This window comes from Pseudomonas morbosilactucae, from assembly GCF_023241715.1.
GTDB lineage: Bacteria > Pseudomonadota > Gammaproteobacteria > Pseudomonadales > Pseudomonadaceae > Aquipseudomonas > Aquipseudomonas morbosilactucae.
This window is the reverse complement of sequence record NZ_JALQCW010000025.1, coordinates 69,654-88,624: the sequence shown is the minus strand read 5'-3', so window position 1 is coordinate 88,624 and position 18,971 is coordinate 69,654. Positions and strand designations below refer to the sequence as shown.

The 18,971-nt window shown below is 63.2% G+C and carries 15 protein-coding genes and 1 pseudogene; 14 read left to right on the top strand and 2 right to left on the bottom strand.

Annotated features, from left to right (window positions below; genetic code table 11):
• Window positions 1-7: 7 nt before the first annotated feature.
• Window positions 8-244: a hypothetical protein gene (locus M1B34_RS12095; RefSeq protein ID WP_268261077.1), complete on the bottom strand. Its 237-nt coding sequence runs from the start codon at window positions 242-244 to the stop codon at window positions 8-10.
• On the opposite strand from M1B34_RS12095, the gene M1B34_RS12090 reads away from it, so the two are divergent.
• The 14 genes and pseudogenes from M1B34_RS12090 (at window position 243) to M1B34_RS12025 (ending at window position 18,589) form a co-directional block, all read left to right on the top strand.
• Window positions 243-2,183, top strand: coding sequence for a bifunctional 5-dehydro-2-deoxygluconokinase/5-dehydro-2-deoxyphosphogluconate aldolase (locus M1B34_RS12090; protein WP_268265259.1), 1,941 nt, complete (start codon window positions 243-245; stop codon window positions 2,181-2,183). The genes M1B34_RS12095 and M1B34_RS12090 overlap by 2 nt on opposite strands.
• Before the next feature lie 134 nt (window positions 2,184-2,317).
• Window positions 2,318-3,226, top strand: coding sequence for a myo-inosose-2 dehydratase (iolE, locus tag M1B34_RS12085; protein ID WP_268265258.1), 909 nt, complete (start codon window positions 2,318-2,320; stop codon window positions 3,224-3,226).
• On the top strand, window positions 3,223-4,029 hold the full coding sequence (gene iolB / locus M1B34_RS12080) for a 5-deoxy-glucuronate isomerase (protein WP_123332070.1): 807 nt from the start codon (window positions 3,223-3,225) through the stop codon (window positions 4,027-4,029). Before iolE ends, iolB begins: the two co-directional genes overlap by 4 nt.
• Window positions 4,030-4,111: 82 nt before the next feature.
• Window positions 4,112-5,611 carry a CoA-acylating methylmalonate-semialdehyde dehydrogenase gene (locus tag M1B34_RS12075; protein WP_268265257.1) on the top strand — a complete coding sequence of 500 codons (1,500 nt, stop codon included), beginning with the start codon at window positions 4,112-4,114 and terminating at the stop codon, window positions 5,609-5,611.
• 36 nt (window positions 5,612-5,647) lie between these two features.
• Window positions 5,648-6,469 (top strand): TIM barrel protein, encoded by an 822-nt coding sequence (locus tag M1B34_RS12070; protein WP_123332073.1) that lies wholly within the window; start codon window positions 5,648-5,650, stop codon window positions 6,467-6,469.
• A 132-nt stretch (window positions 6,470-6,601) separates the two neighbouring features.
• Complete coding sequence (gene iolD / locus M1B34_RS12065) at window positions 6,602-8,539, top strand: 3D-(3,5/4)-trihydroxycyclohexane-1,2-dione acylhydrolase (decyclizing) (RefSeq protein WP_268261074.1); 1,938 nt, start codon at window positions 6,602-6,604, stop codon at window positions 8,537-8,539.
• A 34-nt stretch (window positions 8,540-8,573) separates the two neighbouring features.
• Entirely contained in the window at window positions 8,574-9,584 is a 1,011-nt protein-coding gene (gene iolG / locus M1B34_RS12060) for a bifunctional inositol 2-dehydrogenase/D-chiro-inositol 1-dehydrogenase (protein ID WP_268265256.1), read from the top strand.
• A 126-nt stretch (window positions 9,585-9,710) separates the two neighbouring features.
• A complete protein-coding gene (locus M1B34_RS12055) occupies window positions 9,711-10,571 on the top strand; it encodes a sugar phosphate isomerase/epimerase family protein (protein WP_123332079.1) in 861 nt (286 codons plus the stop codon).
• Window positions 10,572-10,822: 251 nt separating this feature from the next.
• Window positions 10,823-11,873 (top strand): annotated as a pseudogene (locus M1B34_RS12050) (Gfo/Idh/MocA family protein).
• A gap of 383 nt (window positions 11,874-12,256) precedes the next feature.
• Window positions 12,257-13,183, top strand: coding sequence for a sugar ABC transporter substrate-binding protein (locus tag M1B34_RS12045; protein WP_268265255.1), 927 nt, complete (start codon window positions 12,257-12,259; stop codon window positions 13,181-13,183).
• A gap of 84 nt (window positions 13,184-13,267) precedes the next feature.
• Window positions 13,268-14,833 (top strand): sugar ABC transporter ATP-binding protein, encoded by a 1,566-nt coding sequence (locus M1B34_RS12040; protein WP_268265254.1) that lies wholly within the window; start codon window positions 13,268-13,270, stop codon window positions 14,831-14,833.
• Between the two features lie 70 nt (window positions 14,834-14,903).
• On the top strand, window positions 14,904-15,926 hold the full coding sequence (locus M1B34_RS12035) for an ABC transporter permease (protein WP_123332087.1): 1,023 nt from the start codon (window positions 14,904-14,906) through the stop codon (window positions 15,924-15,926).
• Between the two features lie 427 nt (window positions 15,927-16,353).
• Window positions 16,354-16,758 carry a TraR/DksA family transcriptional regulator gene (locus tag M1B34_RS12030; RefSeq protein WP_123332090.1) on the top strand — a complete coding sequence of 135 codons (405 nt, stop codon included), beginning with the start codon at window positions 16,354-16,356 and terminating at the stop codon, window positions 16,756-16,758.
• Window positions 16,759-16,984: 226 nt separating this feature from the next.
• Window positions 16,985-18,589 carry a methyl-accepting chemotaxis protein gene (locus M1B34_RS12025; protein ID WP_268261069.1) on the top strand — a complete coding sequence of 535 codons (1,605 nt, stop codon included), beginning with the start codon at window positions 16,985-16,987 and terminating at the stop codon, window positions 18,587-18,589.
• A gap of 84 nt (window positions 18,590-18,673) precedes the next feature.
• On the opposite strand, the gene M1B34_RS12020 is transcribed toward M1B34_RS12025, so the two are convergent.
• A complete protein-coding gene (locus tag M1B34_RS12020; RefSeq protein WP_123332094.1) occupies window positions 18,674-18,913 on the bottom strand; it encodes a DUF2789 domain-containing protein in 240 nt (79 codons plus the stop codon).
• Window positions 18,914-18,971 lie beyond the last annotated feature (58 nt).

Below are 18,971 nucleotides of genomic sequence, written 5' to 3'. Positions count from 1 at the left end.
CGGCAGTCTACAGGGTAGGGGCCCATAAAATCTTGGGGCTGATGCTGGCCGGGGCTTTGCTGAAACGATGCACGGTGTCTGGTTCCGGCTTGAAAAAGTTTAATGGAAAAAATATTCCACGTAAAAAATTTATAGAAAAAATATTGATTGGCGCCGAGAGACGTTTTAGTCTGCATCCACCAAGAGTGCTCAGCGCCCCCAACGGCGGCGAGCACAGGCTGATAAAAATAACAGGAGCCAGCATGGGCCAGACTCGTTTTGCCAGTGGGCGTCAATTGGATCTGATTTGCCTCGGACGCCTGGGCGTCGATCTCTATGCACAGCAGGTTGGTGCGCGGCTGGAGGACGTCAGCAGCTTTGCCAAGTACCTCGGCGGCTCGTCGGCGAACATTGCCTTCGGCACCGCGCGCCTGGGCCTCAAGTCGGCGATGTTGAGCCGGGTCGGCGACGATCACATGGGGCGCTTCCTGGTGGAGTCCCTGGTGCGTGAAGGCTGTGACGTCAGCGCCATCAAGGTCGACCCGCAGCGCCTCACCGCCATGGTCCTGCTGGGCCTCAAGGACCGCGAAACCTTCCCCCTGGTGTTCTACCGCGAGAACTGCGCGGACATGGCGCTGCGCGCCGAAGACATCAACGAAGCCTTTATTGCCTCCAGCAAATCTTTGCTGATCACCGGCACCCATTTCTCCACCGACGGTGTGTACCAGGCCAGCATCCAGGCCCTGGACTATGCGGAAAAACACGGGGTCAAGCGGGTCCTGGACATCGACTACCGGCCGGTGCTCTGGGGCCTGGCGGGCAAGGCCGACGGCGAGACCCGGTTTGTCGCCGACCACCAGGTCAGCCAGCACGTGCAGAAGATCCTGCCGCGCTTCGACCTGATCGTCGGTACCGAAGAAGAATTCCTGATTGCCGGCGGCAGCGAAGACCTGCTGACGGCCTTGCGCACCGTGCGTTCCCTGAGCCGTGCAACCCTGGTGGTCAAGCTCGGCCCGCAAGGGTGCACGGTGATCCACGGCGAGATTCCGCCGCGCCTGGAAGACGGGGCGATCTACCCCGGTGTGCGTGTGGAGGTGCTCAACGTGTTGGGCGCCGGCGATGCCTTTATGTCCGGCTTCCTCAGTGGCTGGCTGGAAGACGCCAGCGATGAGCGCTGCTGCCAGTTGGCCAACGCCTGCGGCGGCCTGGTGGTGTCGCGCCATGCCTGTGCCCCGGCGATGCCGACCCGCGCCGAATTGGATTACCTGTTCAGCAGCCCGGTGCCCATTACCCGTCCCGACCAGGACCCGATCCTGCAACGCCTGCACCGGGTCACCGTGCCGCGCAAAGCCTGGAAGCAACTGTTCGTCTTTGCCTTCGACCATCGCGGGCAACTGGTGGAACTGGCGCAACAGGGGGGCCAGGACCCGGCGCGCATCAGCGTCCTCAAGCAGCTGTTTATCCAGGCGGTGGAGCGGGTCGAGCACAAGCTGGGCGAGCAGGGCGTGGAGGCCGATGTGGGGCTGCTGGCCGACCAGCGCTTCGGCCAGGACGCGCTGAATGCCGCCACCGGTCGCGGCTGGTGGGTGGCGCGCCCGGTGGAAGTCCAGGGTTCGCGGCCTCTGGCCTTCGAGCACGGGCGCTCGGTTGGCAGCAACCTGATTGCTTGGCCCAAGGAGCAGATCATCAAGTGCCTGGTGCAATTCCACCCGGACGACGAACCCTTGCTGCGCCTGGAGCAGGAGGCGCAGATCATGGGCCTGTACCAGGCGTCCCAGGTCAGCGGCCATGAGCTGCTGCTGGAAATCATCCCGCCCAAGGACCTGCCCGGCGCTCATCCCGAGGTGCTCTATCGCAGCCTCAAGCGCCTGTACAACCTGGGCATCTACCCGGCGTGGTGGAAGATCGAGGCGCAGTCGGCCGAGGAGTGGAAAAAGCTCGACGAGCTGATCCAAGAGCGCGACCCGTATTGCCGTGGCGTGGTGCTGCTGGGCCTGAATGCGTCGGCCGAGTGCCTGGCCGAGGGCTTCCGGCAAGCGAGCCACAGCCAGACCTGCCGTGGTTTTGCCGTGGGCCGCACGATTTTCCAGGAACCGAGCCGTGCGTGGCTGGCGGGCGAGATCAATGACGAAACCCTGATCCAGCAAGTCCAGGGCACCTTCGAACAACTGATCAACGCCTGGCGCAGCGCCCGCCCCCTGTAGGAGCCGGCTGGCCGGCGATCGCGGTCTGGCAGATGAGGTTGTGTGCCTGACACGACGTCATCGCTGGCAAGCCAGCTCCTACAAGTACAAGGCCGTTCTCCACGCTTTCATGAATAACAACAAAAGGTGCAGCCATGCCCGCCATCCGAATTGGCATCAACCCGATCTCCTGGAGCAACGACGACCTGCCGGCCCTGGGCGGTGAAACGCCCCTGAGCACCGCCTTGAGCGAAGGTAAGGACATCGGTTACGAAGGCTTTGAACTCAACGGCAAGTTCCCCAAGGACGCCAAGGGCGTGGGCGATGTGTTGCGCCCTTATGACCTGGCGCTGGTCTCGGGCTGGTACTCCAGCCGCCTGGCCCGGCGTTCTGTGGCGGAAGAAATCGACGCCATTGCCAGCCACGTCGAACTGCTGAAACGCAACGGCGCCTCGGTGCTGGTCTACGGCGAAGTGGCCGACTCGATCCAGGGTTCACCGGTGCGCCTGATCGAGCGCCCGCGCTTTCACAGCGAACAGGCCTGGCAGGATTACGCCGACAAACTCACAGAGCTGGCGCGCTTCACCCTGTCCCAGGGCGTACGCCTGGCGTATCACCACCATATGGGCGCCTACGTCGAGTCCCCGGCGGACATCGACAAGCTGATGAGCCTGACCGGCGAGGAAGTCGGCCTGCTGTTCGATTCGGGCCACTGCTACATGGGCGGTGGCGAACCCCTGGAGGTGCTGCGCAAGCATATCCAGCGCGTCTGTCACGTGCACTTCAAGGACGTGCGCAAGCCGGTGGTGCAACTGGCGCGCAACAACCTGTGGAGCTTCCCGGATTGCATCGTCAACGGCACCTTCACCGTGCCCGGCGATGGCGACATCGACTTTGCCGCCTTGCTCGATGTGCTGCTGGCCGCCGACTACCACGGCTGGCTGGTGGTGGAAGCCGAGCAGGACCCGGCCGTGGCGCCGAGCTACGTCTACGCGAAAAAAGGTTACGACACCCTGCGGGCCCTGCTGGACGCCGGCCTGCAACGTACGAGGACTACCCAATGAGCCTGCTGGTTAAAAGCGCCGCCAAGGGCCGGACCATGGTCCAGCTGCAAGAGGGCGCCCTGGAGTATGTGGGGTTCAGTGCCTACCGCCTGAGCCTGGGGGAAAGCCTGCCGGTCAGCGCCGGCGACAAGGAGCTGTGCCTGGTGCTGCTCAGCGGCCGCATCGACGTACAGGGCGAAGCCCCCCAGGGCGCCTTCAAGTGGGACAACCTGGGCGACCGGCAATCGGTGTTCGAAGACAAATCACCCTTTGCCGCCTACCTGCCGCCGGGCAGCCAGGCCCAGGTCACCGCCTTGAGCGACGTGCAGATCGCCGTGTGTGCCGCCCCGGGTGATGCCGCCGCTGGCCTCGGCCCACGGCTGATCCGCCCGGAGCAGTGCAAGCGCAGCGTGCGCGGCAAGGGCGCCAATACCCGCTATGTCTGCGACATCCTGCCCGACAGCGAGCCGGCCCATTCCCTGCTGGTGGTGGAGGTGCGCACGCCGTCCGGGCATTCCTCCAGCTACCCGCCGCACAAGCACGACACCGATGACTTGCCGCACCAGAGCTTTCTGGAAGAGACCTATTACCACCAGGTCAACCCGCCCCAGGGCTTTGTCTTCCAGCGGGTCTACACCGACGACCGCAGCATCGACCAGGCCATGGCCGTGGAAAACAGCGACCTGGTGGTGGTGCCCAAGGGGTATCACCCGGTCAGCGTGCCTTACGGCTACGAGTCTTATTACCTGAACGTCATGGCCGGGCCGAAGCGGGTCTGGCAGTTCCATAACGACCCGCAGCACAGCTGGCTGCTGGATCTCTGAACCCCCGAGTTTCTGAAGCCCTGACTTGCTGGAAACTGAATTTCTGAATTGAGACTGCAACCTTTCACGGAGAACAAGAACAATGAGCGATACCCCGGTAATAGGTCATTACATCGGCGGCCAGGTGCAGGACGCCGGCGAGCGTTTCAGCCAGGTGTTCAACCCGGCAACGGGTGCGGTCCAGGCCCGTGTTGCCCTGGCCAGCCAGAAGACCGTGGACGAAGCTGTGGCCTCGGCGCTGAAGGCCTTCCCGGCCTGGTCCGAACAGTCCTCCCTGCGCCGCGCGCGGGTGATGTTCAAGTTCAAGGAACTGCTGGACCAGCACCACAAGGAACTGGCGCAGATCATCACCCGTGAGCACGGCAAGGTGCTGTCCGACGCCATGGGCGAGGTGACCCGTGGCATCGAGATCGTCGAGTACGCCTGTGGCGCGCCGAACCTTTTGAAAACCGATTTCAGCGACAACATCGGTGGCGGCATCGATAACTGGAACCTGCGCCAGCCCCTGGGCGTGTGCGTCGGGGTCACGCCGTTCAACTTCCCAGTGATGGTGCCGCTGTGGATGATCCCCATTGCCCTGATCACCGGCAACTGCTTCATCCTCAAACCGTCCGAACGCGACCCGTCCGCCAGCCTGCTGATGGCACGCCTGCTGACGGAAGCCGGGTTGCCCGAGGGGGTATTCAACGTGGTCCAGGGCGACAAGAGCGCCGTGGACGGCTTGCTCCAGCACCCGGACATCGAGGCGATTTCCTTTGTCGGTTCGACGCCGATTGCCGAGTACATCCACCAGCAGGCCAGCGCCCGAGGCAAGCGTGTGCAGGCCCTGGGTGGGGCCAAGAACCATATGATCGTGATGCCCGACGCCGACCTGGACCAGGCCGCCGACGCACTGATCGGTGCGGCCTACGGCTCGGCTGGCGAGCGCTGCATGGCGATCTCCATCGCCGTGGCGGTGGGTGACGTGGCCGACGAATTGATCGCCAAGCTGCTGCCGCGCATCGACCAGCTCAAGGTCGGCAACGGCTTGCAGGGCGACAGCGACATGGGGCCGCTGGTGACCGCCGAGCACAAGGCCAAGGTTGAAGGTTTTATCGACCAGGGCGTGGCCCAGGGTGCGGAGTTGCTGGTGGACGGTCGCGGCTTCAAGGTGCCGGGGGCGGAGCAGGGCTTTTTTGTCGGCGCCACCCTGTTCGATCACGTCACCACCGAGATGAGCATCTACCAGCAGGAAATCTTCGGGCCGGTGCTGGGCATTGTGCGGGTGCCCGACTTTGCCAGCGCAGTGGAGCTGATCAACGCCCATGAATTCGGCAATGGCGTGTCCTGCTTCACCCGCGACGGCGGCGTGGCCCGGGCCTTTGCCCGCACCATCAAGGTGGGCATGGTCGGCATCAACGTACCGATCCCGGTGCCCATGGCCTGGCACTCCTTCGGCGGCTGGAAGCGTTCGCTGTTTGGCGACCACCATGCCTACGGCGAGGAAGGTGTGCGCTTCTACAGCCGCTACAAGAGCGTGATGCAGCGCTGGCCCGACAGCATCGCCAAGGGCCCGGAATTCAGCATGCCGACGGCCAAGTAACCTTTTCAACGCGATGGATTTTGGAGAACAACAAGAATGAGCCAGCCCCTGCGTTTCGCCCTGAATCGTATGGTTGCACCGCGTTTGTCACTGCCGGAGTTTATCGACCTGGCGGTGACGCTGAAGGCCGATGCCATTGAGATCCGCAACGACCTTGCGGGCGTGGAAATCGAGGACGGCACGCCGCCGGAACGGGTCCGCGAATTGTGCGCGGCCCAGGGCATCAAGGTGTTGTCGATCAACGCCCTGTACCCCTTCGACGTGTGGAACGACGAACGTCGCCAACAGACCCTGAAACTCGCCGCCTATGCCCGTGCCTGCGGGGCCGAAGGGCTGGTGATGTGCCCGCTCAATGACCGTGCCGACCCGCGCACTGAGGCCCAGCGCATCAGCGGTTTGCGCACCGCTTTGAGCGAGCTGGCGCCGATCCTGAGGGATCACGGCCTACTGGGGTTTATCGAGCCCCTGGGCTTCGAAGAATGCTCACTGCGCCGCAAGCGTACGGCGGTGGACGCGATCCGGGCCATCGGCGGCCTGGACGTGTTCCGCCTGGTGCACGACACCTTCCACCACCACTTGGCCAGCGAGCATGAATTCTTCCCCGAGCTGACCGGGCTGGTGCACATCTCCGGTGTCGAGGACCGTGAAGCGCCGCTCAACAGCATTCGCGACGGCCATCGGGTGCTGGTGGGCGAGGCGGACATCCTCGGCAATGCAGCGCAGATCGACACCCTGCTGAGCAGTGGCTACAGCGGCTACCTGTCGTTCGAACCCTTTGCCGAGAGTGTGCACGGGCTGGCGGATATCCAGCAGGCGATTGGCGCGAGCATTGCCCACCTGCAGCAATCCCTGACTTGACGCCGCCCTCGTGTAGGAGCCGGCTTGCCGGCGAAGGGACCCTTGCATGGGGCGCAAACCTTGAGGGTGCTTTCGCTGGCAAGCCAGCGCCTACAGGTCCGTTGGCCTCACATCATGAATAAGGTGCAAACCATGAGTACGACACGCTTGACCATGGCCCAGGCCCTGGTGAAATTCCTCGATAACCAATACGTCGAGGTGGATGGGGTCCAGAGCAAGTTCATCGCTGGGGTCTTCACCATTTTCGGCCACGGCAACGTGCTCGGCCTGGGCCAGGCCCTGGAGCAGGATAGTGGCGACCTGGTGGTGCACCAGGGCCGCAACGAGCAGGGCATGGCCCACGCTGCCATCGGTTTCGCCAAGCAGCACCTGCGGCGCAAGATCTACGCCTGCAGCTCTTCGGTGGGCCCCGGCGCGGCCAATATGCTGACCGCGGCGGCCACCGCCACCGCCAACCGTATTCCCTTGCTGTTGCTGCCTGGGGACGTTTACGCCAGCCGCCAGCCGGACCCGGTGCTGCAACAGATCGAACAGTTCCATGACCTGAGCATCAGCACCAACGATGCCTTCAAGGCCGTGAGCAAATATTGGGACCGCATCAACCGCCCCGAGCAACTGATGAGCGCGGCGATCCACGCCATGCGTGTGCTCACCGACCCGGCGGAAACCGGCGCCGTGACCCTGGCATTGCCCCAGGATGTGCAGGGCGAAGCCTACGATTACCCGGACTACTTCCTCGCCAAGCGCGTGCATCGCATCGACCGCCGCCCTGCCACCGAGGCCATGCTCGGCGATGCTCTGGCGCTGCTCAAGGGCAAGCGCAAACCGCTGATTATCTGTGGCGGCGGGGTCAAGTATTCCGGGGCCAACCGGGCGTTGCAGGCCTTTGCCGAACGCTTCGGCATCCCCTTTGCCGAAACCCAGGCGGGCAAGAGCGCGGTGGTCTCCGAGCACCCGTTGAACGTCGGCGGGATCGGCGAGACCGGCTGCCTGGCGGCCAACCTGTTGGCCAAGGACGCCGATCTGATCATCGGCATCGGCACTCGCTACACCGACTTCACCACGTCCTCGAAGTGGCTGTTCCAGCACCCCGAGGTGGAGTTCCTCAACCTCAATATCAGCCCCTGCGACGGCCTCAAGCTGGATGGCGTGCAGTTGCTGGCCGATGCCAAGGTCGGCTTGCAGGCCCTGAGTGAAACCCTGGGCCGCAGCGGCTACCAGGCGGCCTGGGGCGGGCAGATCACTGACGCTAAGGCCCAGTTGGAGGCCGAGGTGGACCGGGTTTACCAGGTGCAGTACCAGGACGATGGTTTTGTCCCGGAGATCAACGACCACATGGACCCGGCGGTGCTGCGGGAATTCATCGAGCTGACCGGCTCCTGCCTGACCCAGAGCCGGGTGCTCGGGGTGCTCAACCAGGCCTTGCCCGAGGATGGCATCATCGTCGCCGCCGCCGGCAGCCTGCCCGGCGACCTGCAGCGCAGCTGGCGCAGCAAGGGGGTCAACACCTACCACGTGGAATACGGTTATTCGTGCATGGGCTACGAGGTCAACGCGGCCCTGGGGGTCAAGCTCGCCGAGCCGGATCGCGAGGTGTACGCCCTGGTGGGCGACGGCTCCTACCTGATGCTGCACTCGGAGCTGGCGACCTCGATCCAGGAACGCCGCAAGATCAACGTGGTGCTGCTGGACAACATGACCTTCGGCTGCATCAACAACCTGCAGATGGAACACGGCATGGACAGCTTCGGCACCGAGTTCCGCTACCGCAACCCCGAGACCGGCAAGCTCGATGGCGGCTTTGTGCCGGTGGACTTCGCCATGAGCGCCGCGGCCTACGGCTGCAAGACCTACAAGGTCAGCACCGAGGAGCAACTGCTGGCGGCCCTGGCCGATGCGCGCACCCAGACGGTCTCGACCCTGATCGACATCAAGGTCCTGCCCAAGACCATGATCCACAAGTACCTGTCCTGGTGGCGGGTGGGCGTGGCCCAGGTGTCCACCAGCGAGCGCACCGATGCGGTAGCCAAGACCCTTAATGAACGCCTGGCCAAGGCCCGGCAGTACTGATTGCTCTGCAACGAACAACAACAGGAGTATCTGCATGTCTTTGAAACTTGGTGTTATCGGTACCGGCGCCATCGGCCAGGATCACATCCGTCGTTGCAGCCAGACCCTGCTCAACAGCCAGGTGGTGGCGGTCACCGACATCAACCTGGCGTCGGCGGCCAAGGTGGTCAGCGACCTCAAGCTCACTGCCGAGGTCTACCCGGACGGCCACGCGCTGATCAAGGCGCCGGACGTCGACGCGGTGCTGGTCACCTCCTGGGGCCCGAGTCACGAGGAGTTCGTGTTGGCGGCGATTGCCGCGGGCAAGCCGGTGTTCTGTGAAAAACCCCTGGCGGTGACCGCCGCGGGCTGCCGCCGCATCGTCGACGCCGAAGTGGCTCACGGCAAGCGCTTGGTGCAGGTGGGTTTTATGCGCCCCTACGATTCGGGTTACCAGGCCTTGAAGGCGGTGATCGACAGCGGGCAGATCGGCGAGCCGCTGATGCTGCACTGTGCCCACCGCAACCCGCGGGTGGGTGAGAACTACAAGACCGACATGGCCATCACCGACACCCTGATCCATGAACTGGACGTACTGCGCTGGCTGCTGGCTGACGACTACGTGTCGGTGCAAGTGGTGTTCCCGCGCAAGACCAGCAAGGCCCACGCCCATTTGAAAGACCCACAGATTGTGCTGCTGGAAACCGCCCGTGGTACGCGCATTGACGTCGAGGTGTTCGTCAACTGCCAGTACGGCTACGACATCCAGTGCGAAGTGGTGGGGGAGAGCGGCATCGCCAAGCTGCCGGAGCCGTCCCAGGTGCAATTGCGCAGCGAAGCCAAGTTGTCCAACGCCATCCTGATGGATTGGAAGGACCGCTTTATTGCTGCCTATGACGTGGAGTTGCAGGCCTTTATCGACGGCGTGCGCGCCGGCCAGGTGGGCGGACCGTCGGCCTGGGACGGCTTTGCCGCCGCCGTGGCGGCCGATGCCTGCATCGAAGCACAGGGCAGCGGCCAGATCGTCAAGATCGACCTGCCAGACCGCCCGCGGTTCTACGGCTAACCCCCACTCTGTAGGAGCCGGCTCGCCGGCGAGGGGCCTTCGGATGCTGTGCACGCTTGAAGGCGCTTTCGCTGGCAAGACAGCGCCTACGGAGGGGCACGATTGTTAATTTGGGAGGCTGTCACTGTGCGTATTGCATTAGACCCCTACATGTACCGCCATCTGCCTCTGGGCAAGATGACCGACAAGGCCGCCGAGCTGGGCTACGACTACATCGAGCTGTCGCCCCGTGAAGACTTCATGCCGTTCTACAAGGCGCCCCGGGTCGACCGGGCGCGGATCAAGGAATTTCGCAAGGCCCTGAGCGACAGCGGCGTGCAGCTCTCGTCCCTGTTGCCGATGTACCACTGGGCCAGCGCCGACGAAGGCCTGCGGGTGGCGGCGGTGCGCAACTGGAAGCGGGCGATCCAGATTGCCGTGGAGATGGACTGCGAGCTGGTCAACACCGAGTTCACCGGCCAGTCGGACAACCCGCTGGTGTGTGAAAACCAGTTCATGCGTTCCATGGACGAGTTGATGCCGGAGTTCGAGCGCGAAGGCATCAAGCTCGATATCCAGGCCCACCCCTATGATTTCTGCGAGCGCAACAACGAGTCGGTGGACATCATTCGCGGTCTGGATCGCGACTGGATCAACTACCTCTACGCCGCGCCCCACACCTTCTTCTACGACGACGGCAAAGGCGACATCGCCTCGATGCTCAAGTACGCGGGCTCCAAACTCAGCCACTTGATCATCGCCGACACCTACAACCACCGGGCGTCGTCCAACCTGCGCTACATCGTCAACCCACCGGGCGTCACCGCCACCGTGCACCAGCACCTGGACATCGGTCAGGGTGAGGTGGATTGGGACGCGTTCTTCGGCACCCTGCGCGAGATCCAGTTCGACGGCATCGCCACGGTGTCGGTGTTCGCCTGGGAAGACCGCCCGGATCAGTCCAACCTGATGATGCTGGAACGGATCAAAAGCGAATTGTGCCGGTAGCGGCTTGCTGTGTAGCAGCCGGCTTGCCGGCGAAGGGGCCTGCGGGTGGTGTGAATGCCTTAAGGACGCTTTCGCTGGCAAGCCAGCTCCTACATGGGGTGGCGTGGAAATCTCTGTTGTAGGAGCCGGCTTGCCGGCGAAGGGGCCTGCGGTTGGTGTGAATGCCTTGAGGACGCTTTCGCTGGCAAGCCAGCTCCTACGAGGGTTGGCGCGAGGTGGGCGATGGTGGGGAATGAATGGATGGAGGCTCTATGCGTATAGGTTTGGTGGGTTACGGCCATGGCGGTCGTCATTTTCATGCGCCACTGATTGCCAGTCTGGCCGGTGCGAGTTTTGTGGGGGTGGTGACTCGCTCCGCAGAACGCCGGCGGTTGTTGGCGGCGGATCACCCGGGGGTGAGGGCATTCGACAGCATGGGCCAGTTGGCAGAGGCGGGGGTCGATGCCCTGGTGATTTCCACGCCCCTGGACGGGCGCCGGCCTGGTGCTCGAAGCCATTGAACGGGGCATCGCCGTGGTCAGCGACAAACCCTTCGCCGCCGATGCGGCCCAGGCCGAGGGAATGATCCAAGCCGCCGCTGCGCGTCGGGTGCCGCTCAGCGTCTATATGAACCGGCGCTGGGATTCGGACTTCCTGACCTTGCGCAAACTCATCGACAGCGGCGCGCTGGGCCGGATCACCCGCTACGAGTCGCGGGTCGAGCGTTATGCCCCGCAATCCGTGGGCAATGCCAGTGGCGGTGGGTTCCTGCGGGACCTGGGCAGCCATCTGGTGGACCAGGCCCTGCAGTTATTCGGGCCGGTGGCTCGGGTCTATGCCGAGCTGCAGTACACCCCTGAAGAAGCCGTGGTTGACCACGGCTTTTTTGTTTCCCTGACCCACGCCAACGGCGTGGTTTCGCATTTATGGGGCAGTTGCCTGCAAAACAGCCAGGCCCCGCGTTTTCGGGTCAGCGGCACCGCCGGTTGTTACACGGTCGACGGCCTCGACGGCCAGGAGCAGGCGTTGGTGGCGGGTCGCTCGCCGAAAACGGAGGGCGAACGCTGGGGCGTGGAGGAGCATCGGCGCTGGGGCTGGTTCGAACAGGGGGATGAGCGCGAGCGCGTAACTTCGGAGCGAGGTGCCTGGCAGCAGTTCTATCAGCAGCTGCAACAGGCCCTGGAAGGCCAGGGCGCGCTGCCGGTCCCGGCCGCCGACGCGTTGGCCACCACCCAGGTGCTAGACGCCGCGCGCTTGAGTGCGCAGCAGTCTCGGGTGGTATCGATGACGACGTTTTCCGAGGGAAAAACAGTTTTAGAATAAAATTCTAAAATGAGTTGATATAGAAATTATTTTCCAATAAAGTCATTTCCAGGTTGCCGACTAGCTAGGTTCCAAACCCCTCAAGCACGCCTTGAGACCGGTGCGGGCCGACCAACAAAAACAAACAGGTACCGTCGATGAAAACCTTCAAATCTGTTGTACAGGCTGTACGTTCATTGTTTCGCCATCCTCACGCGCCGGCCGCCGTTTTGCCTCGGGCCAGCCGTTCTGCCGTCCTCCTGACTTGCCTCGGCTTCCTGTGCGAAGAGCGCAACGGTTCACTGGTGTGCTGCGTACCCGGTGCCCCCATCGTGCATCTGCCGCTCTGAGTTTTTTCTGCGCTTTATCCATAAAACCTACAAGAATGTGGAGAAAGACCTTTTATGAACACCAAGATCCGTTTTGCCTCGCTTGCGCTGTCGATGATGCTGGCCAGTGGCGCCGCGCTCGCCGACATCAAGATTGGCGTGAGCATGTCGCAGTTCGATGACACCTGGCTGACCTATCTGCGTGAGTCGATGGACCAGAAAGCCAAGTCCCTGCCCGATGGCGTCAAGCTGCAGTTCGAAGACGCCCGCAGCGATGTGGTCAAGCAATTGAGCCAGGTCGAGAACTTCATCAGCCAGAAAGTCGACGCGATCGTGGTCAACCCGGTGGACACTGCCGCCACCAAGAAAATTACCGAGGCCGCGGTGAAGGCCGGCATTCCCCTGGTGTACGTCAACCGCCGCCCGGATGACCTGAACCTGCCCAAGGGTGTGGTGACCGTGGCTTCCAACGACCTGGAAGCCGGGAAAATGCAGATGCAGTACCTGGCCGACAAAATGGGTGGCAAGGGTGACATCGTGATCCTGCTGGGCGACTTGGCGAACAACTCCACCACCAACCGCACCAAAGGGGTCAAGGACGTCCTGACCCAATACCCGGGCATCAAGGTCGATCAGGAACAAACCGGCATCTGGTCCCGCGACAAGGGCATGACCCTGGTCAACGACTGGCTGACCCAGGGCCGCAAGTTCGACGCGGTGGTGTCCAACAACGATGAAATGGCCATCGGCGCCTCCATGGCGCTGAAGCAGGCCGGGGTCGAGAAGGGCAGTGTGCTGATCGCCGGTGTCGACGGCACCCCGGATGGCTTGCGTGCAGTGAAGAAGGGCGACCTGGCGGTCTCGGTGTTCCAGGATGCCAAGGGCCAGGCGGACGGTTCCATCGATACTGCGGTGAAGATGATCAAGCATGAGCCGGTGGAGTCGGCGGTGTGGGTTCCGTATCGTCTGATCACCCCGGAAAACGTCGATCAGTTCAAGTAACGCTGCTCACTTTCCAGAGCTGTTCCATAACAACAATAAGTGGCAAGGCGGCCCCGGGCAGCCTTGCCGATGGAGTACCTGATCATGTTCGCTTCCGCGACTGCTTCGAGCACCCCGCTGGCGGGTATCCAGCCCGCCGCCACGTCGATTGAAGAACCGTATCTGCTGGAAGTCATCAACGTCAGCAAGGGCTTTCCCGGCGTTGTCGCCCTGTCCGATGTGCAGTTGCGGGTGCGCCCGGGAACGGTGCTGGCGCTGATGGGCGAGAACGGCGCCGGCAAGTCCACCCTGATGAAAATCATTGCCGGCATCTACCAGCCGGACGCTGGCGAGTTGCGCCTCAAGGGCCGGCCGGTGGTGTTCGAGACGCCCCTGGCGGCCCTGCAATCGGGCATCGCCATGATCCACCAGGAACTCAACCTGATGCCGCACATGAGCATCGCCGAGAACATCTGGATCGGCCGTGAGCAGCTCAATGGCCTGCACATGATCGATCACCGCGCCATGCACCGTTGCACTGCGCAGTTGCTGGAACGCCTGCGCATCAACCTCGACCCCGAGGAACTGGTGGGCAACCTGAGCATCGCCGAGCGGCAGATGGTGGAGATCGCCAAGGCGGTGTCCTACGACTCCGACGTGCTGATCATGGACGAGCCGACCTCGGCCATTACCGACAAGGAGGTGGCGCACCTGTTCTCGATCATTGCCGACCTCAAGGCCCAGGGTAAGGGCATCATCTACATCACCCACAAAATGAACGAAGTGTTCGCCATCGCCGATGAAGTGGCGGTGTTCCGCGACGGCGCCTACATCGGCCTGCAGCGGGCCGACAGCATGGACGGCGACAGCCTGATTTCGATGATGGTCGGCCGCGAGCTGAGCCAGCTGTTCCCGGAGCGCGAGAAGCCCATCGGCGACTTGCTCCTGTCGGTGCGCGACCTGCGCCTGGATGGGGTGTTCGACGGCGTGTCCTTCGACCTGCATGCCGGAGAAATCCTTGGCATCGCCGGGCTGATGGGCTCGGGCCGGACCAATGTCGCGGAAACCCTGTTCGGCATCACCCCCAGCGACGCCGGGGAAATTCGCCTCGACGGCCAGGCCCTGCGCATCAGCGACCCGCACATGGCGATCGAAAAGGGCTTTGCCCTGCTGACCGAGGATCGCAAGCTCAGCGGCCTGTTCCCGTGCCTGTCGGTCCTGGAAAACATGGAAGTGGCGGTGCTGCCCCATTACGCCGGCGGCGGTTTTGTCCAGCAGAAGGCTTTGCGCGCCCTGTGCGAGGACATGTGCAAGAAGCTGCGGGTCAAGACCCCGTCCCTGGAGCAATGCATCGACACCCTGTCCGGTGGCAATCAGCAGAAGGCCCTGTTGGCGCGCTGGCTGATGACCAACCCACGGATCCTGATTCTCGACGAGCCGACCCGGGGCATCGACGTTGGCGCCAAGGTCGAGATCTACCGCTTGATCTCCTTCCTCGCCAGCGAGGGCATGGCGGTGATCATGATTTCCTCGGAGCTGCCCGAGGTGTTGGGCATGAGTGACCGGGTCATGGTCATGCACGAAGGTGAACTGATGGGCACCCTCGACCGCAGTGAGGCGACCCAGGAACGGGTGATGCAGCTGGCGTCAGGAATGTCGGCGGTGCACTGAATTTTTCAATCGATGGCGGCCGACGGCGCAGTGCTTCGCCGCGGCCAGGCAATAACAAAGGTGAGTGGTTATGAACGTGATGTCTGAAAACAAACCTGCCGCGGCGCCCGCTAGAACACGTCGGCGCTTTCCCACCGAGCTGAGTATTTTCCTGGTCCTGATCGGCATCGGCCTGGTCTTCGAGCTGTTCGGTTGGATCGTTCGTGACCAGAGCTTCCTGATGAACTCCCAGCGCCTGGTGCTTATGATCCTGCAGGTGTCGATCATCGGCCTGCTGGCCATCGGCGTGACCCAGGTGATCATCACCACGGGCATCGACCTGTCCTCGGGCTCGGTGCTGGCGCTGTCGGCGATGATTGCCGCCAGCCTGGCCCAGACCTCGGACTTTGCCCGGGCGGTGTTTCCGTCCCTGACCGACTTGCCGGTGTGGATACCGGTCGTGGCGGGGCTGGGCGTGGGCCTGCTGGCGGGGGCGATCAACGGCAGCATCATCGCCATCACCGGCATCCCACCCTTTATTGCCACCCTGGGCATGATGGTTTCGGCCCGCGGCCTGGCTCGCTACTACACCGAAGGCCAGCCGGTGAGCATGCTCTCGGATTCCTACACGGCCATCGGCCACGGGGCCATGCCGGTGATCATCTTCCTGGTGGTGGCGGTGATTTTCCACATTGCCCTGCGCTACACCAAGTACGGCAAGTACACCTACGCCATCGGCGGCAACATGCAGGCGGCGCGGACCTCGGGGATCAACGTCAAGCGTCACCTGGTGATCGTCTACAGCATCGCCGGCCTGCTGGCCGGGCTGGCCGGGGTGGTGGCGTCGGCACGGGCCGCTACCGGGCAGGCAGGGATGGGCATGTCGTATGAGCTGGACGCAATTGCCGCGGCGGTCATCGGCGGCACCAGCCTGGCGGGCGGGGTGGGGCGCATCACCGGCACGGTGATCGGCGCGCTGATCCTCGGCGTCATGGCCAGCGGCTTCACCTTTGTCGGGGTGGACGCCTACATCCAGGACATCATCAAGGGCCTGATCATTGTGGTGGCGGTGGTCATCGACCAATACCGCAACAAACGCAAACTCAAACGCTAATCTTGAGGTCTCGGTAACCGTTCTTATGTAGGGGCTGATTGGTGTAGGTGCTGGCTTGCCGGCGATAGCGCCCCCCAGGCAGCCATCGTCGGCAAGCCGGCTCCTGCAAATGAATGGATTTGAGCGGTTATCCGCCCTCTGATACTGCCGTTTGTCTTCTAATAGACCCACTGCTATGGAATTTTTTGTTATAACCACACTCCGATAAGCACCACCAAAGCCCGCATTTGCGGGCTTTGTCGGCTTTGTCGGACAGATTCGCTGTCATTTCAGTTGCTGCGCCCTCAAACCGGCCTTAGACTGCCGCCCCTCGTAAATTGAGTGCCGGGTGGCGCTTGGAAGGAATGGCGCCTTTCCGCTGGCCTGACGGGCCAATCGGAAACAGCTTGAATTCGCCTTAACGCACGTATTTTTTATAGAGAAATCAATGACAAAGGATAAGTTGCTGGCCATGCCGGCGGATGACTACATGAATGCCGAGCAACACGCTTTTTTCAGCGAGCTGTTGCAAGCCATGAAGGTGGAAACCCACGAGCGCATCGAACAGAACCGGATCGCCATTGAAAGCCTGGACACCCCGGCTGACCCGGCCGACGCCGCTTCCGTCGAAGAAGAGCGCACCTGGTTGGTCAACGCCATTGATCGCGACCAGCGCATGCTGCCGCAATTGGAGCAGGCCCTGGGCCGCATCAGCGATGACAGCTTTGGCTGGTGCGACGACAGCGGCGAGGCCATCGGCCTGAAGCGCCTGCTGATCAGCCCGACCACCAAATACTGCATCGAAGCCCAAGAGCGCCACGAGCAGATCGACAAGCACCAACGGCAGGCGTGAAGAAGAGCAGCTGAGCGCTTTAAGCTGCAAGCTGCAAGAGGGGCCGCACCGCGCGGCCCTGAAGCCGACGCCTGACTGATCTATCCCGCCTGCATCCCCCCGCTTGAACTTACCGCTCGCCACTTGCCGCTTCCCACTGCCCGTCTCCTACCAATGGCCCATAGATAATGGCCTTGTAGTGGCGTTTAATGCCTGCAAACAATTAAAACAGTGCGGGGTGTTGAACATGAACAGAGACGGATCTCTACCGCTTGCCCAATTGCCCTCTACCCAGGCCGCCAAGGCTCGCTGGTGGGCGCCGACCCTGCAGAGCATCGCCCAGGTTGGGGTGTTGTGCGGCCTGGCCCTGGGCCAATGGCCGTTGTACCTGTGCCTGCCCCTGGGGGTGTTGATTATCTGGTTGCCACGTTTGCGCAGTCGCGCCGTGGTACCGGTCAGTGCGTCGAGCGAAGGCAGCGAGATTGCCGCGCTGACCCGCGACCTGTCCTACAGCACCACCCACAACGCCCTGTCCGCCGCAGGCGTGGCCTATTCGGTCAAGCAACTGGCGGGCAAGCTGCAGTCCCAGCTGGACGCCGCCGCGCGCATCGTCGGCAGCGCCGAAGTGATGATCAAGACTGAACAGGCCACTTCCCAACTCAGCCGCCAGGCCCTGGGCGCTGCCAGTGAAGCCCACAGCAGCAGCGCCGAAGGGCGTAGCGTTCTGGCCGAGTCCATCAGCCGTATGCACCAGCTCAGCCAGCGCGCCAACAACAGCCGCGAGCTGATCGAGGCCTTGAGCCAGCGCAGTGAAGAAATCCAGCGGGTGACGTTGGTGATTCAGTCCATTGCCAGCCAGACCAACCTGCTGGCCCTGAACGCCGCCATCGAGGCGGCCCGGGCCGGGGAGCACGGGCGTGGCTTTGCCGTGGTGGCCGACGAAGTGCGCGGCCTGGCCGGGCGCACCGCTACGGCCACCGACGAGGTTGGGGTGATGGTCGCCGACATCCAGCAGCGCACCGCTCAGGTGGTGGAGCAGATCCGCCAGCTGTCGGCGGACCTCAACAGCGGCCTGGAGCAGGTGGAGCACACCGGACAGAGCCTGGACACCATCGCCCGCCTGGCGGCCGGGGTTGAAGAGCAGGTCAGCGAGATCGCCCGGGGCGCCGACACCAACCGTGAGCAACTGGACAGCCTGTTCCACGCCGTGGAGCAGATGCGCAGCGACCTGGCGGTCAGTGACCAGCAGACCCGCAGCCTGGCCGAGGCTGCGGTGCAGATGGAGGGGCAGGCCGAGACCATCAGCGAGCGTCTGGCGGCGGTGGGGCTGGATGACTATCACCAGCGTATCTATGACTTGGCCCGGGAGGGCGCCCGGCGGATTGCCGAGCAGTTCGAGACCGATCTGGCACAGAATCGCATCAGCACCGAGGACTTGTTCGACCGCCATTACCAGTTGATCCCCAACACCACGCCGGCCAAGTACCAGACGCGCTTCGACCGCTACACCGACCAGGTGCTGCCGGCGATCCAGGAGTCCCTGCTGCCGCGCCATGATGGCCTGGTGTTCGCCATTGCCTGTACCCCCCAGGGCTACGTGCCGACCCACAACCAGGCGTTCAGTCAACCCCTGACCGGCGACGCCCAGCACGACGCCTTGCACAATCGCACCAAGCGCAAGTTCGAGGATCGCACCGGCATTCGCTGTGGCAGCCATCAGCAGCCGTTGTTGCTGCAGACCTACACCCGTGACACCGGCGAACTGATGCATGACCTGTCGGTGCCGATCATGGTCAAGGGCCAGCATTGGGGCGGTCTGCGCCTGGGCTACAAGCCGGAACGCGCCCGCTAGGTCGCGCTGCTCGGCCAGGTCATCAAGGATAGAGGGCCGGGCCTGGGGAAGCCCTGCGGGCCGGGCCTCGGGTGGGGCGGGTGCTTAATCGGCCTGGTGCAGGCGCAGGTTGAGTTCGTCCACCACCCGCGCCCAGTCGGCGTCTTCGCGCAGTTGCTCCTTGAGGAAGGCGGCTTGCTGGGCGCTCCAGAACGGTGCTTCGATCAGCTTCAGGCCTTCGGGCAAGGGCGAGTGCTGGGCGATGAAGCGGTCGATGGCCGCCGGTTCGGAATCCAGCCCCAGTTGATCGAACAGGCCTTTGAGGTCATGCGTCGGCGAATCCATGGCGATCTCCTTGCAGGTGAGCTCCGCGATTGCGGAGCGTGGCCGGTGCCACCCTGTA

What these genes read in the sequence shown, in the direction of transcription:
- M1B34_RS12090 (WP_268265259.1), top strand. Translation starts at nt 243, where the DNA reads ATGGGCCAGACTCGTTTTGCCAGTGGGCGTCAATTGGATCTGATTTGC.
- M1B34_RS12095 (WP_268261077.1), bottom strand. Translation starts at nt 244, where the DNA reads ATGCTGGCTCCTGTTATTTTTATCAGCCTGTGCTCGCCGCCGTTGGGG.
- iolE (WP_268265258.1), top strand. Translation starts at nt 2,318, where the DNA reads ATGCCCGCCATCCGAATTGGCATCAACCCGATCTCCTGGAGCAACGAC.
- iolB (WP_123332070.1), top strand. Translation starts at nt 3,223, where the DNA reads ATGAGCCTGCTGGTTAAAAGCGCCGCCAAGGGCCGGACCATGGTCCAG.
- M1B34_RS12075 (WP_268265257.1), top strand. Translation starts at nt 4,112, where the DNA reads ATGAGCGATACCCCGGTAATAGGTCATTACATCGGCGGCCAGGTGCAG.
- M1B34_RS12070 (WP_123332073.1), top strand. Translation starts at nt 5,648, where the DNA reads ATGAGCCAGCCCCTGCGTTTCGCCCTGAATCGTATGGTTGCACCGCGT.
- iolD (WP_268261074.1), top strand. Translation starts at nt 6,602, where the DNA reads ATGAGTACGACACGCTTGACCATGGCCCAGGCCCTGGTGAAATTCCTC.
- iolG (WP_268265256.1), top strand. Translation starts at nt 8,574, where the DNA reads ATGTCTTTGAAACTTGGTGTTATCGGTACCGGCGCCATCGGCCAGGAT.
- M1B34_RS12045 (WP_268265255.1), top strand. Translation starts at nt 12,257, where the DNA reads ATGAACACCAAGATCCGTTTTGCCTCGCTTGCGCTGTCGATGATGCTG.
- M1B34_RS12040 (WP_268265254.1), top strand. Translation starts at nt 13,268, where the DNA reads ATGTTCGCTTCCGCGACTGCTTCGAGCACCCCGCTGGCGGGTATCCAG.
- M1B34_RS12035 (WP_123332087.1), top strand. Translation starts at nt 14,904, where the DNA reads ATGAACGTGATGTCTGAAAACAAACCTGCCGCGGCGCCCGCTAGAACA.
- M1B34_RS12030 (WP_123332090.1), top strand. Translation starts at nt 16,354, where the DNA reads ATGACAAAGGATAAGTTGCTGGCCATGCCGGCGGATGACTACATGAAT.
- M1B34_RS12025 (WP_268261069.1), top strand. Translation starts at nt 16,985, where the DNA reads ATGAACAGAGACGGATCTCTACCGCTTGCCCAATTGCCCTCTACCCAG.
- M1B34_RS12020 (WP_123332094.1), bottom strand. Translation starts at nt 18,913, where the DNA reads ATGGATTCGCCGACGCATGACCTCAAAGGCCTGTTCGATCAACTGGGG.